The 13,917-nt window shown below is 63.5% G+C and carries 11 protein-coding genes; 4 read left to right on the top strand and 7 right to left on the bottom strand.

Annotation, left to right across the window (positions count from 1 at the left end):
* Window positions 1-12 precede the first annotated feature (12 nt).
* The 4 genes from ACE04A_RS28145 to ACE04A_RS28130 form a co-directional block, all read right to left on the bottom strand.
* Window positions 13-1,614 (bottom strand): TolC family protein, encoded by a 1,602-nt coding sequence (locus tag ACE04A_RS28145; protein WP_448716908.1) that lies wholly within the window; start codon window positions 1,612-1,614, stop codon window positions 13-15.
* Window positions 1,615-1,970: 356 nt separating this feature from the next.
* Window positions 1,971-3,485, bottom strand: coding sequence for an AMP-binding protein (locus ACE04A_RS28140; protein ID WP_448716907.1), 1,515 nt, complete (start codon window positions 3,483-3,485; stop codon window positions 1,971-1,973).
* Between the two features lie 262 nt (window positions 3,486-3,747).
* Complete coding sequence (locus tag ACE04A_RS28135; RefSeq protein WP_448716906.1) at window positions 3,748-4,380, bottom strand: DUF1109 domain-containing protein; 633 nt, start codon at window positions 4,378-4,380, stop codon at window positions 3,748-3,750.
* Window positions 4,380-4,949, bottom strand: a complete 570-nt coding sequence (locus ACE04A_RS28130; RefSeq protein WP_448716904.1) for a sigma-70 family RNA polymerase sigma factor — start codon at window positions 4,947-4,949, stop codon at window positions 4,380-4,382. Before ACE04A_RS28130 ends, ACE04A_RS28135 begins: the two co-directional genes overlap by 1 nt.
* A gap of 353 nt (window positions 4,950-5,302) precedes the next feature.
* On the opposite strand from ACE04A_RS28130, the gene ACE04A_RS28125 reads away from it, so the two are divergent.
* The gene (locus ACE04A_RS28125) at window positions 5,303-6,388 is read left to right on the top strand and encodes an EAL domain-containing protein (protein WP_485820743.1); all 1,086 of its coding nucleotides are present in this window, start codon (window positions 5,303-5,305) and stop codon (window positions 6,386-6,388) included.
* 21 nt (window positions 6,389-6,409) lie between these two features.
* Here ACE04A_RS28125 and ACE04A_RS28120 read toward each other — a convergent pair whose 3' ends face one another.
* Window positions 6,410-7,363, bottom strand: a complete 954-nt coding sequence (locus ACE04A_RS28120) for a LysR family transcriptional regulator (protein ID WP_448716901.1) — start codon at window positions 7,361-7,363, stop codon at window positions 6,410-6,412.
* 98 nt (window positions 7,364-7,461) lie between these two features.
* Between ACE04A_RS28120 and ACE04A_RS28115 the strand changes: the two genes are divergently transcribed.
* Complete coding sequence (locus ACE04A_RS28115; protein ID WP_447987777.1) at window positions 7,462-8,676, top strand: MFS transporter; 1,215 nt, start codon at window positions 7,462-7,464, stop codon at window positions 8,674-8,676.
* Here ACE04A_RS28115 and ACE04A_RS28110 read toward each other — a convergent pair.
* On the bottom strand, window positions 8,660-9,553 hold the full coding sequence (locus tag ACE04A_RS28110) for a DUF4261 domain-containing protein (RefSeq protein WP_259252758.1): 894 nt from the start codon (window positions 9,551-9,553) through the stop codon (window positions 8,660-8,662). The genes ACE04A_RS28115 and ACE04A_RS28110 overlap by 17 nt on opposite strands.
* 89 nt (window positions 9,554-9,642) lie before the next feature.
* A complete protein-coding gene (locus ACE04A_RS28105) occupies window positions 9,643-10,557 on the bottom strand; it encodes a LysR substrate-binding domain-containing protein (RefSeq protein ID WP_485820742.1) in 915 nt (304 codons plus the stop codon).
* A 125-nt stretch (window positions 10,558-10,682) separates the two neighbouring features.
* On the opposite strand from ACE04A_RS28105, the gene dkgB reads away from it, so the two are divergent.
* Window positions 10,683-11,486: a 2,5-didehydrogluconate reductase DkgB gene (gene dkgB, locus ACE04A_RS28100; RefSeq protein ID WP_448716898.1), complete on the top strand. Its 804-nt coding sequence runs from the start codon at window positions 10,683-10,685 to the stop codon at window positions 11,484-11,486.
* A 74-nt stretch (window positions 11,487-11,560) separates the two neighbouring features.
* Window positions 11,561-13,873, top strand: a complete 2,313-nt coding sequence (locus ACE04A_RS28095; protein ID WP_485820741.1) for an FdhF/YdeP family oxidoreductase — start codon at window positions 11,561-11,563, stop codon at window positions 13,871-13,873.
* Window positions 13,874-13,917 lie beyond the last annotated feature (44 nt).

The raw sequence follows: 13,917 nt of genomic DNA, 5'->3' as shown, positions 1-13,917 counted from the left end.
CCCGCGTAGGGGTTAGCGTGTCGGCGCGACCACGGCCACGCGAGCGTCCTGCTCGTTGCTGGCGAAGGCGTCGCGCGCCGTCCACATGCCGCGCAGCTTGCCCGCCAGCGTCGGCACGGCGTCAGACGTGCTCATGGAGGTGTCTACGGGGTCGATGCCGAGCGAGGCGAAGACATTGGCATAGGCGTTTTGCAGGTCCGCCAGCGCCAGGTCATAACGCACCCGCGCCACCAAGGTGTTCATCTGTTCCCGGATCAAGGTTTGGCGGCTGAGCTTTTCCGCTTTGAAGCCCGAATCGATCTGCCCTTCAATACGTGCCTGCACGTCGTAGAAGCGCCGCGCCGTGTCCAGCTCATCCTGGCGCAGGGCGTAGCGCGCCCGGCTGACTTCCACTTGCGTGGCCACCGCCGTGGTCAGCGCCAACTGCCGCTGGTCCAGCAGGTCGCCTTCTGCCTTGATCTGCGCCTTCTCGGCGGGCAGGCGGAAGATGTTCAGCAGATTCCAACTGGCCACCGCGCCCCAACCGATCCAGTTGCTGTTGTAGAGCAGGTCGTTGGTGCTGGCGTTCAAGCCGCCAAAGAGCTTCAGGCTGGGCAACGAGCGCAACAAGGCGGCGGTGTTTTCCTGATCGTTCGCACGCAGCTGATACGCCACTTCACGCAGCTCGGGCCGGTTCTCGATCGCCACTTGCAGCCATGCCGCCGAATCATCGGCGATGCCGGGCAGCACCAGCGGCCGGTTGGCTTCCATCGGCGGCGGCATCGCGATCGTGTATTGGGTGTTGGGCGGCAGGTTCATCAAGGCGGCCAACTGCTGCTTGGCCACGCCCAGCTCGCGCCCCAGCGCCTGCACGTCGCGCCGGATGCCCAGCATTTCGCGCTGGTAGCTCAAGGGCGCAAGCGGCGCGGTCAGGCCAAGACGGTCTTGCTCGGCGGCCAGGTCCAGCGCCGTCTGCGTAGCCGTTTCCAATTCACGGATCTTGCCCAGCAAACGCTCCGCGCTGACGGCGCGCCAGTAGGCGGTGCGCACGTCTTCGATCAAACGGTTCATGACCTTGCGCTTGCGCTCGTCGGCCATGTTGACCCGATCCGCCGCTTGTTTGGCGCGCACATACGACAGGCCAAAATCCAGCACGTCCCAGCTCAGTTGCAGATTGCTTTGCAGCACATTCTTTTCAGACGACGTGGAAGGTTCCAGCGAGGTCTGGCCCGTCAGCAATGACTGGCTGGCGCCGCCCGAATAGTTATCGCGGCCGGAGTAATCCAACGACGCGACAAACTTCGGCAGCATGTCGTAGTGCTTCAAGTCCAGCTCGCGCTGCGCCAAGGCGACGCCCATCATTTCAACGCGCACATCCAGGTTGTATTTGATGGCGCGCGCCATGGCTTCGTACAGATCCACCGGCCCCAGGATGGGCTCTTGGTTGGCGGTGGATCGCGCAATCAGATCCATGGCGCGATCACGGTTTTCAGCCGCTTCGAATTGCTTGGGCTGCACCGAGCAGCCCGCAAGCACCACCACCGCCAAGGAAGCGACAGCGGTGCCTATCCTGGCTTTGTTTTCAATTCTGGGCCGGCGTGTGCCGCCGATGCCGAGGCTTACGATGGAGCTCATGTTCTTTACCCTTGTCGCGCACGACTGCGTGCGTCCCTGACAGAATCCGCCTAAGAAAAACTCGTATGGAATCGACCCGGAGAATGCAGACGAGCGGCCCATATCTGTAAATACGAGCGCCCGCTGCATCCGGTTACGGGGGCAATAGTTAAGAACGGTAAATAATGGACATAGCTTTGCGGGAGTTCGGCAAATTTGTCTCTCGCTCAATGTGGTCTGAAGTTTGCGAGTATTTTTTTATCGCCTAAGTGCGAGTATTCCGCGCCCAATAACGCAATAGTCTTGCGATCGTTTGGCAATTGCGTCAGGCAATAGAGAAGGGGGGGCAGTGATGCGCCCCCTTCATTGCGCCGCCGTCACACGTCGGCGATCAGCGCATCGTGGCGGGCGTCTTCGGCGATCGCCTCATTGAACTCATGATCATGCAGGCGCAAGATCATCGAACGGCGTGGCCGGCCTCGCGATGTGGCAAGCCCCGCCACGAATGAAAACGGCGCTTTGGCGCGCGTCCATCGCACCAACTTCGACCGCGCATCCAGACGGGCGTTGCACCGGTCGATGGCGGCCTGTATTTCGCCGTCGGACAGGCTCTGGCCGATCGGCCATAACACCGCGCAACATCCCACGCGCGGCTTGAGGTACACGACGGCTTGCATGAACAGCAACGTATCCATCAAGGCGCGTTCGGCGCTTGCCTGCGTGGGCCCCGCGCGCGAGGTAGCGACCAGCGCGGAGCCCGCGCGATCCAACAGATACACGAACCCTTCGGCGTCGATCTCTCCATACCGGCCCGTGCCCAGCCATTCCCCCGTATAGGGCGTGTCGCCAACGTAGCCCAGGAACAGCGTTCCCTTGACCTCGAGTTCGCCTCTGGCGGACACGCGCATCCGCATGTGCGGCAGCACTTTTCCCGCCGAGCCGGCGTGGCGGATGCCGTCGGTTCTCATCGTGATGACGGAAGCGGCCTCGGGCAAAGAGAAGGTCGGCACGACAGGCAGTCCGGTCGCTTCGAACAGTCGGCGCACACCCAGCTCGTCCGCCGGGCCGTCGATCAGCGCACAGCGCAATGTGACGGGCGCGCGGGCGCGACGGTCCTGCAAGAACGTGGCGTAATCGACCAGCGTTTGCAGCGTCGCCAGAAAGCTCTGCGCGCCGTGGTGCTCAAGCTCTTCGTGCAAGGCCAGCGGGTCAACGCCCATCGCGTCTAGCGCGAAATGGCTGCCCGGCATGGCCACACACGTTGCGCCTGACATCAAGCTGGCATAGGCCCCCATCACGCACTCTTGCAGCGTGGCCAAGGGGCGGGTCATCAAATGCCGTTTGATTCCCCGCTCCGCCAAGGCTTGCGCCGTCGACGACGCGGCCGACAGCAACGCTTGCTCGCTCAGGCATATGCCCCGGCCCATGCCTTCGCCGTCGATGTCGAACACAATCTTCGCGGTGCCTGGCGGCAGCGCGCGCGCGGGCGATGCAACGTCCCGGACAAACACGCCATCGCCGCCGGACAGCGAGACCGACGGCCGCAGCCCCAACCTGACAAGCCTGGCCGCCATGGCGCCGGGCGCGATCACCGTATCCGCGCCGCAGCGTTCCAGCGCGCTAGTCACCATGCGGTCCGTCGCGAGCGGCGGCAACGGGACATGGACGACATCGGTCATCAATGCCGCGACATCATCGACGATGGTCCAAGGCGAGTTGTCTTGAAGCGTCAGCAACACGCCCACCGACAACTGCTTGTATAGCGCCGCGCGTTCTTTCACATGCGCGCACAGCGCGCTATAGGACAGCGACGCGCGCGGCCCGATCACCGCGGGCCGGTAGGTGCTTGCCGCATGCTGAGTCAACACATTGAAGAATTCTTGGGCGTTCATGGCGTACTCGTTGGCGCCGACGCGGCGCGACGGCTGGGCGCCCGCGCGTCTCGCCCCATTCACACGACCGAAGAGCGGGGCGGCCAGCGCCGGCATGTCTTCTTATTCGCCGTCGTGCGCCGTTTCGTTACAACGCTTGCACCATGCAGTCACACCACGTATCAACGTCACAAACGTCATCGCCACAAACATCAACGCCAAAAACAACAACGGACCCCAATGGGTCCGTGACGACATCCGCTATCAATACGTACCAATACGCCTACCAGTTCAGCACCTTGGGCCCAAGCAACATGCCAAGCAAGCCACTCAAGCCGATTCCCAACGTGTACCAGACCGCCACGAACAAGAATGAATTCTCAAGGCAAATCACGCTATAACCCAATGCACCCAACGACCCCGCAAAGACGCCAGCGGCAAAGCCGGCAAGACGTAATCGTGTGGGCGCCAACGAGCGCAAGGCCCATAGCAACGCCGCCAAACCGGGTAGGGAAAACAGCATGATCAACAACGAACAAACCTGCCAGCTTTGACCCAACAACAACGCCGCGTATTGATCAGGTGGTGCGTTAATCAAGACCCATACACCGAATCCGGCCATGATCAACACCACCGCCACCAAGCACCACATGGACCGACGCACGCGCGATAACGGACGAGCCAACTGCGTGACCATTACCCATCCGCAGGCAAGGATCGACAAGGCATAAAGCAGCTTGTACCAGCGGCTGGCCAGAAAAATAGCGGGGGTTGCGGTGCCGTTCGCCACCAGGCCTGCTCCCAGGCTGGTGGCCAATCCGGCGAGCAAGGCGGCGCGGAGCTTGAAGGACGTATTGGCCGCCGGCGCGGGCCCCGCGCCGGTAGCTAGAAAATCGATGAAGTCCTTGGTTTTCACTATATGACCACCTTGACGAGTAGGCTCAGTCGTTTTAACCCACGGTGGACTTGAACCCGGATGGCGCCTTCTGACATGCCAATCCGCGCCGCGGCCTCCGCCACACTCAATCCTTCCAGTTTAGTCAGTTCGATGGCTCGACGTTGCGCATCCGGCAACTCGCCCAACAAACGAGCCAGATCCATATGGGAGGTCGCTTCATTGGCTTCCCCGGCAAGAAGCAGTTCGTCTACATCGTCGATAGGATCGTTCAGGGCACCATAGCGCCGATTGCGGCGCCAGAAGTCGATCAGCTTGTGACGAGAGATTGCATATACCCAGGCGGAAAGCGGCTGGGTGGAGTCGTAGCTTCCACGCTGCAGGTGCAGGGCCAACAAACACTCTTGAACCAGGTCTTCGACATCGTCCAGGGAGCCCGCCATGCGTCGGCGCAAATAGGCTCGCAGCAAACGGGCAATGCGGCCCAACACATCTCGATAAGCGGTTTCGTCTCCGGCCTGAGCTTGTAGCCACAGTGCCTTTAATTCGGATTCCACAGTCCCTAAGCGGGAGGCGAATTCTCTGGGCATTTCTACCGCCATTCTGATAAGCGGCCTGGCCGCAAAAGATGGCGCATGGGCTGAACCATGCAGGGAAGTATACGCTCGCAAAGTACAGACAGATACATAATTTCATGCACTGCCGATTACTGAACATTGCGTTTGCGATGAGCTTAGCAACAAGGCATCGAGCCAAATGAAAATTAACGTCAAGGCTGCAACAAGCCCGCGTTATCGCGCGAACTAGTGAGTGCGTGCTGAGTAATCGGCACGGTCTTGCAAGGTGTCCACATGGTCACTGCGCAAGCCCTTTATTAGTGCTCGGTTTCTTGGCTTTTATTTTGCCGCGGCAACCAAGACATATTGCGGATCTGCTCGCATCCATGACCATTCCTCATCGCTTCCTGCGCCCCTGCCTGCCCTATTTTTTATTGCTCGTTTTAACGGGCGCTATCTTTGGCGTGGCCTACGATGCCATCGCTTCCTCGTCGGGTGAGAACAGCGGCACAGCCGAGCAACCCGCGCGCGATGTGCACTGGCCCGCCTTGCTTGGCGCCATTGGCGGCGTGCTGCTCAGCCTGTTGTGCTACCGCTGGTTTGGCGGTGCGTCAGCGGTGCGACGCCGATTGAATCGGGCAATGCGACGCGGGCACATCCACGTCGTCTATCAACCGCTTGTGGAGATGTCCACGGGCCACATGGTTGGCGTCGAGGCGTTGGCGCGCTGGACGCACGAGACGCTGGGCGTGATTCCGCCCGATACGTTTTTCGCTTGGGCAGAGTCAACGGGCCTGGGACGCAAACTCACGCGCCACGTCGTGCGCGCCGCCTTCGGCGACCTTCAAGATCGTTTGCGAGAGCCGGGCGATTTCTACGCCAGCATCAACGTCACGCCGCGCGACATCGAAGACGCTTCCTTTGTGAAGTTCATGGTCGATACCACACGCGAGTTTGGAATACCGCCCGACCGAATCGTGCTTGAGATTACGGAATCACTGGCGTTCTTGGTGGAAGACCCGCGCACGTTGATTGCCCAATACTTGCGAGTTGGATTCCGCGTGGTCATTGATGACTTCGGGGCGGGCTACGCCAACCTCAGCAATCTGCTCACGTGGGGCGTCAGCGGTCTGAAGCTGGACCGCACGTTGATTCGTTGGATCAGCGCGAATGCGTGGGCGGCCACGGTGCTGGACACGGTGTTCGAGATGACCCGCCGTTTGAATATCTCTGTGCTGGTCGAAGGCATCGAAACCGAAGAGCAGGCGCGCTATGTGCTGGAACGCGCACCCGAAGCCACCGGCCAGGGCTGGCTGTATGGTCGCCCGTGCCGGGCGGAATTGCTGCGCGCCAATCCAACCCCCCCCCCCCCCCCCCCGTCCGCGTCCGCCCCTCAAGCGGCAACGTCTTTCTGTCCGGGAGCCAGCGCCGCCACGTCCGGCCATCGCGACCCGACGGTATGGCCTGTCTGATAAGAGTCGGCGCTGGTTGCGTCAGCCGCCTGCCAGCCCGACAGGCAGATGCTCGCGCATGATCTCGATGAATCGGCGCAGCCGCGCCGGCTGAAAACGCGACGGCGCATACACCAGGAATACCGGCAGCGGGTCGGCGCGCCACTGGGGCGCCAGATGCACCAGCCGGCCGGCGGCAAGGTCGTCTTGCATGACCCACGCCGATCCCAGCGCCACGCCCAGGCCCAGCACGGCGGCCTTGCGCAGCGCGTGCAAGCCGTCGGTGGACAGGCGCGGGTGGATGCCGAAGCGCTCGGTTGCGCCCGTGTCGCAATGCGTCAGGCTGACCTCGGTGCGATAGAACGTGCGCAACGCCAGCCAGGGCAGGCACGCCAGCGCCTCCGGCTGCAAAGGCACGGGAGCCCCACGCAACAGATCGGGCGATGCAACGACAATGCGCGGCACTTCGCCCAGCTTCACGGCGATCACGGACGGGTCGGTCACCGCGCCCACGCGAATCGCGCAGTCCACGTTTTCGGCGATCAGATCCGGCATGCGGTCATGCAGCAGCCATTCCACGCGCATTGCCGGATACTGCTGCAAGTAGCGCGCCAACGGCTCCACGAATTGATCCTGGCCGAAGGCGTGCGGGGCCACCACGCGCAAGGTGCCGGTGGGTTCGTCGCCCGCGCCGCGCACATCACTTTCAAACGACTGCCACGTGGCAAGCAGTTCCTTGGCGCGTTCATAACAGCGCTGCCCATCCTCGGTCAGCCGGATGGCGTGGGTGGAGCGTTGCAGCAGCCGCACCCCCATCGAGCGCTCCAGCAATTGCAGGCGGCGGCTGACGGTGGGTTGCGTGCCGCCCAGTTGCGCGGCGGCGGCCGACAGGCTGCCCGCCTCGACGATGCGCACGAACGTTTCGATCAGCAGCAGGCGGTCGGTGCCGGCAGTGGCGTTGACAGGGGTCGTGACAGTCGGGATGGAGGTGCTCATACGCCAACCGTATAACCGATGTACCGCCGCGCCGGCTACCAAAACATCGTCGAGACGCCGAGAATCTGCCCCGTACACGAACCTTCGGACACGTCATCATGTCATCCCAAACCCCTTCCGCCACCTTGTCGCGTGGCCTGGTTTTTCTTCTAGCGATCGGCGCCGGCCTGTCGGTTGCGTCCCTGTATTACAGCCAACCCATGCTGGGCGTGCTGGGCGTTGAGATCCACGCCAGCGCCGAAACGCTGGGCTGGATTCCAACCCTGACGCAATTGGGCTACGCCTTCGGCATCTTGATGCTGGCGCCGCTGGGCGACCGCCACGACCGTAAGCGCATCATCCTGATCAAAGCCGCCGTGCTGAGCCTGGCGCTGTTGGCGGCCGCCATGGCGCCGTCCATCGGCGTGCTGTTGGCGGCAAGTTTCGTGGTGGGCCTGTCGGCCACCTTGGCGCAAGACATCGTGCCCGCCGCCGCGCATCTGGCGCCCGCCGAGCAACGCGGCAAGATCGTCGGCACCGTCATGACCGGCCTGCTGCTGGGCATCCTGCTGTCGCGCGTGGTCAGCGGTTTTGTGGCCGAGCAATTCGGCTGGCGCGCCATGTTCGTGGCCGCCGCCGTCGCCATCGTGGCCTTGGGCGCGGCGCTGTGGCGCGGCCTGCCGCGCTTCGTGCCGACCGCTCAGTTGTCGTATGCGGCGTTGCTGGGTTCGCTGGCCACCTTGTGGCGCCAACATCCGGGGCTGCGCCGCGCGGCCACGGCGCAAGGCTTGCTGTCGTTAGGCTTCAGTGCGTTCTGGTCGACGCTGGCGGTGATGCTGCATGGCGCGCCGTTCCACCTGGGCGCCGGTGCGGCGGGCGCGTTCGGCCTGGCGGGCGCGGCCGGTGCATTGGCCGCGCCGCTGGCCGGCCGCGTGGCCGACACTCGTGGCCCGCTGGCCGTAGCCAGCCTGGGCGCGGGCCTGACCATGGTTTCATTTGCGTCCATGATCTTCCTGCCGTTCCTGTCGCCGCACGCCGCCCTGTGGCTGATCGCCGGCGCCGCCATCGGTTTCGACCTGGGTATCCAGACCTCGCTGATCGCGCATCAAAGCATCGTCTACGGCATCGACCCCGCCGCCCGCAGCCGGCTCAACGCCATCCTGATGACGGGCGTGTTCATCGGCATGGCGGCTGGCGGCGCGCTGGGCAGCCTGGCGCTGGCGCACTGGGGCTGGACCGGCGTGACGGTGGTGGCGGCCAGTGCGGCAGCGGTAGCGCTGGGCTTGCGGGTGTGGCCCGCCTTGGGCGGCCGCGCGGTTATTGCGGCGCGTTGATCTCGTCGGCCGTGATGATCTCGGCCACCAACACCTGCGCGGGACCGTCCAGGAAGTACTCTTCCTGGGCGGGCTCGCGCAGCTTCATGTAGGCGTTCTCGCCGATCTGCATGGTGTGCCCGGCGGCCAGTTCCGCGCCGCTTTCCAGCATGTAGCCCATGATGTTGTTGAACATGTTCGAGTAGTACTCGCCTTCATCATGGCCCCGCGCCAGCGCCGCGAAATCGGGCAGGCCGAACCGGTCGGCGCCATACGTGCGCATCCACACGCCCGCCACGCCGTCCACGTCATACTTCACAAAGCCGCAATACAGCATGTTCAGCGGTAGCGTGCGCAACAGGTCCAGGCTTTCCTCACCCAGCGACTCGGCATCGAACACGCCGGCCGGCAACGAGGTGTGCGCGGTTTCGTTCAACACCGCCACGGCGCCAAACCCCGTCAACGCGCCGGCCACGGCGGCCAGCGCCACGTACTGCTCCAGCGGATCTTTCGCGAACCCACCGTAGTACAGGATGATGTGGCTGGCATGCGCGCGGACTTCGTCCTTGACCGTGCCCGGGTAATGGGCCGGCGCCACGCAGGCTTCCAACGAATCCTTGGGATAGGGTGCGTTAAAACCCACCAGCCGCACCACATGCTCGCCCCAGCCCGCCAGGCCCAGCACTTCCGGCATGTCGGGCGCGATCTCGACGCGAGCCTTGCTCATTGACGGGTGATACGCGCACAACGCGGCCTTCAAGGTGTCTTCGGCCAGCGCCAGCGGTGCGTTGAACAGCACCTGCAAGCTCAGCGGGTTTTCAACGTCGGGGTTGGCGGCCAGCGCGCGCGAGTCGGCGGATTCTTCCTTGCTGCCAAAGAAGCGGGAGAAGATGCTCATGGGGTTTGGGGCTATCCAGAATTAAAACGGGGGCAGTATACGTTTGCCCATTGGTGCGCCCAACGCCATGTCTCGATTGGACACATCTCTCACCGTCTGGCCGGCTCCGAGAATCCGTTCGGCCCCACCGCTTCAACCACATAGTCGATGAACGATTTGATGCGCGACGAGATCGCGGTGTTGCGGTAGTACACCGCGTTGATCGGCTGCCTGACATCTTGCGTGTGGCGCGGCAGCACTTGCTGCAACGCGCCTGATTCACGGTCCGCTCGCGTCATGAAATCCGACAGGCAGACAATGCCACCGGCGTTCAGCGCCAACTGCCGCAGCGTCTCGCCGCTATGGGCGCGCACGCCGGGCTTGACGTGCAAGGCTTGCCCATCGGCATCCAGCAGCGGCCATTCGTTCAACGCTTCCAGTTGGCTGAAACCCAGCAGCGTGTGCGTGGCCAGGTCGGCCACGCGCTTGGGCGTGCCGTGTTGCGCCAGATAGGCCGGGCTGGCCAGCACGCGCACGCGGCTTTGCCCCAGCGGCACCGCGTGCAGCGACGAATCCTTCAGCCGCCCGATGCGAATGGCCAGATCGGTGCGCCGTTCCAGCAAATCGATATTGCCCTCATTGCTGTTGAGCTCCAGCTCAACTTGCGGATAGCGCTTGCGGTAGCCCGGCACCAGCGGCGCGATCACATGCAGCATGAACGGTGACGCGGCATCCACGCGCAACAAGCCGGCCGGCTGATTGCGCCGCACATTCATCAGGTCTTCGGTTTCTTCCACCGCCGCCACGATGCGGCGCACCTGCTCAAGATAGGCGCGGCCTTCTTCGGTCAGTTCCAGCCGGCGCGTGGTTCGGCGCATCAAGGTGGTTTGCAGCTTTTCTTCCAGCCGGCTCATCGTGCGGCTGGTAGCGGAAATGGTTTGGCCCAGCACGTCGGCGGCAGCGGTGATGGATCCGCTGTCCACGACCGCGATAAAGACCTGCATTTCGTCGAGTGTGGTTTTCATGTTTGACGTTATATCAAAAGTCTTTCGCCAATACAGGGCTTTTTCAGCAAGGATCGGGCGGGCACACTGGCTGCATTCCCGGGCCATCGCCGCCTGGATCTTCACCCCCCTTTCCGGAGTTTTACATGAGCATTCCCCATTTCGGCGTCGGCACGTTCCGCTTGCAAGGCCTGGTTGTCATTGATTCCGTGCGCAACGCGCTGGACGTCGGCTACCGCGCCATCGACACCGCGCAGATCTACGAAAACGAAGCCGAGGTCGGCCAGGCCATCGCAGAATCCGGCGTGGCGCGCGCCGCCCTGTTCATCACCACGAAAATCTGGGTGCCCAACATGGCGCAGGACAAGCTTGTACCCAGCCTGAAGGACAGCCTGGCCAAGCTACGCACCGACTACGTGGACCTGACCCTGATCCACTGGCCCGCGCCCGGCAATGGCGTGTCGATCGCGGAATGCATGGGCGCGCTGGCCGAGGCCAAGTCGCAAGGCCTGACCCGCCAGATCGGTATCTCGAACTTCCCCATCGCCGAAACCCGTGAAGCCATCGAAGCCGTGGGCGCTGACGCCATCGCCACCAACCAGATCGAACTCAGCCCCTATCTGCAGAACGCAGCGCTGACCGCCTTCCTGAAGGAACAAGGCATTCACGTGACGTCGTACATGACGCTGGCCTACGGCAAGGTGCTGAAAGACCCCGTCATCCAGCAGATCGCCCAACGCCATAACGCCACGCCCGCACAAGTGGCGCTGGCCTGGGCGCTGCAACTGGGCTATTCCGTGATCCCCTCGTCGACCAAGCGCGACAACCTGGCCAGCAACCTGCTCGCCCTGCAACTGCGCCTGAGCGATGAGGATATGGCACAGATCGCCGCGCTGGAGCGCAACGGGCGTGAAGTCAGTCCCGAGGGGCTGGCGGCGAAGTGGGATTGAGCGAACGCTGGGATGGGTGTTATTGACGCCACTTGGCATACAGTGCTTCATAGCATCTTGAACCTGAGATTTTTATGAAGCCAAGCAAGCCGTCAAACAACCCGCCTAGCAAGAACCCACCCAAGAAGCCCAACAACCTCACCGGTATCCAACGCTACGACGCCCCCGCCGGCGGCTGGGGTGCGCTCAAGGCCACCGCCCAGGCCGTGGCCGACCAGATGCGGATCGCGGAAGCGCCCGTGCTTCTGCTGCGCACCAACAAGCCGGACGGCTTTGACTGCCCGGGCTGCGCCTGGCCCGACAAGGCCCATACTTCCACCTTCCAGTTCTGCGAAAACGGCGCCAAGGCGGTCACGTGGGAGGCCACCAAGAAGCGGGTCACGCCTGAATTCTTCGCCGCGCACACCGTCACCGAATTGCTGACCTGGAGCGACCACAAGCTGGAAGACGCCGGCCGCCTGACGCATCCCTTGCGCTACGACGCCGCCAGCGACACCTATCAGCCCATTTCGTGGGACGCGGCCTTTGCCCACATCGGCCGCACGCTGTCCAGCCTGCCGGCCCCGGACATGGTGGAGTTCTACACGTCTGGCCGCGCCTCGAACGAGGCCGCTTTTCTCTTGAGCGTGTTTGCACGCGAGTTTGGCACCAACAACTTTCCCGACTGCTCGAACATGTGCCACGAGGCCACCAGCGTCGGGCTGCCGCAAGCCATCGGCATCGGCAAGGGCACGGTGTCGCTGGATGATTTCGATACCTGCGACCTGATCATCTCGATGGGCCACAACCCCGGCACCAATCACCCGCGCATGATGGGCACCTTGCATGAATGCGCGCGGCGCGGCGTGCCGATCATCGTGTTCAACCCCTTGCGTGAACGCGCGCTGGAACGCTTTGCAGACCCGCAAGACCCCATCGAAATGGGCACCTTCGGCTCGACCCGCATCGCATCCACCTACTACCAGGTGAAGGTTGGCGGCGACGCGGCGGCGCTCAAGGGCATCATGAAGGCGCTGGTGGAGGCGGACCGCAAGGCGCCGGGCGCGTTGGATCACGCTTTCATCGCGGAACACACGAACGGCTTTGACGCCTACGTCCAAGACCTGGACAACACCGACTGGGCCGACATCGAACAGGTGAGCGGCCTGGCGCGCGCGGAGCTGGAACAGGTGGCCGCCGCCTACGCCAAGTCCAACGCCACCATCGTCACCTACGGCATGGGTATCACCCAGCACGCGCGCGGCACGCAGAACGTGCAGCAGATCGCCGCGCTGCTGCTGATGCGAGGCAACTTCGGCAAGCCCGGCGCCGGCATCTGCCCGTTGCGCGGGCATTCCAATGTGCAAGGCAACCGCAGCGTCGGCATCACCGAAAAGATCGACCCGGTGATGTTCGACAACTTTGAAAAGACGTTCGGCTTCCGACCACCCGAGCGCCATGGGCATGACGCCGTCGACGGCATGAAGGCGATGGTGAACGGGGACGCGCGCGTGTTGATCTGCCTGGGCGGCAACCTGGCCATGGCGCTGTCCGACACAAGCCAATGCGAGGCCGGCATGCGCCGCCTGGACCTGGCGGTGCACATGAACACCAAGCTGAACCGCTCGCAGTTGCTGATCGGTCGCGACGCGATCATCCTGCCGGTGCTGGGCCGCACGGAAAGCGATGTGCAGGCCAGCGGCGCGCAGTCCATTACCGTGGAAGACTCGATGTCGATGGTGCACGCCTCGCGCGGCAAGCTGACGCCGGCGTCCGAGCATCTGCGTTCCGAACCCGCCATCATCGCCGGCATCGCCGCCGCCACGCTGCCCGCCAGCCGCGTACCGTGGCTGCATCTGGTGGAAGACTACAGCCGCATCCGCGACCTGATCGAACAGGTGTATCCGGACTTCCACGGCTACAACGAACGCATCCTGAAACCGGGCGGCTTCCGCCTGCCGCTGCCGCCCACCGAGCGCATCTGGAAAACGCGCTCGGGCCGCGCTGAGTTCCTGCCTTTCAAGGGCTTGCAGGAAGATCCCGCCACCGCATCCGGCGGCCTGAAGCTGACCACGCTGCGCAGCCACGACCAGTACAACACCACCATCTACGGCCTGGACGATCGCTATCGCGGTGTGTTCGGCCGACGCGACGTGCTGTTCATGAATGCGTCCGACCTGACGCGCCACGGCCTGGAACCCGGCGACGAAGTCGAGCTTCAGACCGACCTGCCCGGCCAGTCCCACCGGCGCCTGCGGCTGACGGCGATTGCCTACGACATTGCGTCCGGCTCGGTCGGCGCGTACTACCCCGAAGCCAATGACCTTTGCCCGCTGGACTACCAGGACAAGCAAAGCGGCACGCCCAGCTACAAGTCGATTCCGGTGGTGATTCGGAAGGTGGCCTAGCGCGCCGCAAAGACAGGGGCCTGGCACGTGTCGTTGTGCCAGGC

The sequence above is a fragment of the Achromobacter colocynthidis genome (assembly GCF_057334535.1).
This window is presented reverse-complemented; position numbering and strand designations above follow the sequence as displayed.

What these genes read in the sequence shown, in the direction of transcription:
- ACE04A_RS28145 (WP_448716908.1), bottom strand. Translation starts at nt 1,614, where the DNA reads ATGAGCTCCATCGTAAGCCTCGGCATCGGCGGCACACGCCGGCCCAGA.
- ACE04A_RS28140 (WP_448716907.1), bottom strand. Translation starts at nt 3,485, where the DNA reads ATGAACGCCCAAGAATTCTTCAATGTGTTGACTCAGCATGCGGCAAGC.
- ACE04A_RS28130 (WP_448716904.1), bottom strand. Translation starts at nt 4,949, where the DNA reads ATGCCCAGAGAATTCGCCTCCCGCTTAGGGACTGTGGAATCCGAATTA.
- ACE04A_RS28125 (WP_485820743.1), top strand. Translation starts at nt 5,303, where the DNA reads ATGACCATTCCTCATCGCTTCCTGCGCCCCTGCCTGCCCTATTTTTTA.
- ACE04A_RS28120 (WP_448716901.1), bottom strand. Translation starts at nt 7,363, where the DNA reads ATGAGCACCTCCATCCCGACTGTCACGACCCCTGTCAACGCCACTGCC.
- ACE04A_RS28115 (WP_447987777.1), top strand. Translation starts at nt 7,462, where the DNA reads ATGTCATCCCAAACCCCTTCCGCCACCTTGTCGCGTGGCCTGGTTTTT.
- ACE04A_RS28110 (WP_259252758.1), bottom strand. Translation starts at nt 9,553, where the DNA reads ATGAGCATCTTCTCCCGCTTCTTTGGCAGCAAGGAAGAATCCGCCGAC.
- ACE04A_RS28105 (WP_485820742.1), bottom strand. Translation starts at nt 10,557, where the DNA reads ATGAAAACCACACTCGACGAAATGCAGGTCTTTATCGCGGTCGTGGAC.
- dkgB (WP_448716898.1), top strand. Translation starts at nt 10,683, where the DNA reads ATGAGCATTCCCCATTTCGGCGTCGGCACGTTCCGCTTGCAAGGCCTG.
- ACE04A_RS28095 (WP_485820741.1), top strand. Translation starts at nt 11,561, where the DNA reads ATGAAGCCAAGCAAGCCGTCAAACAACCCGCCTAGCAAGAACCCACCC.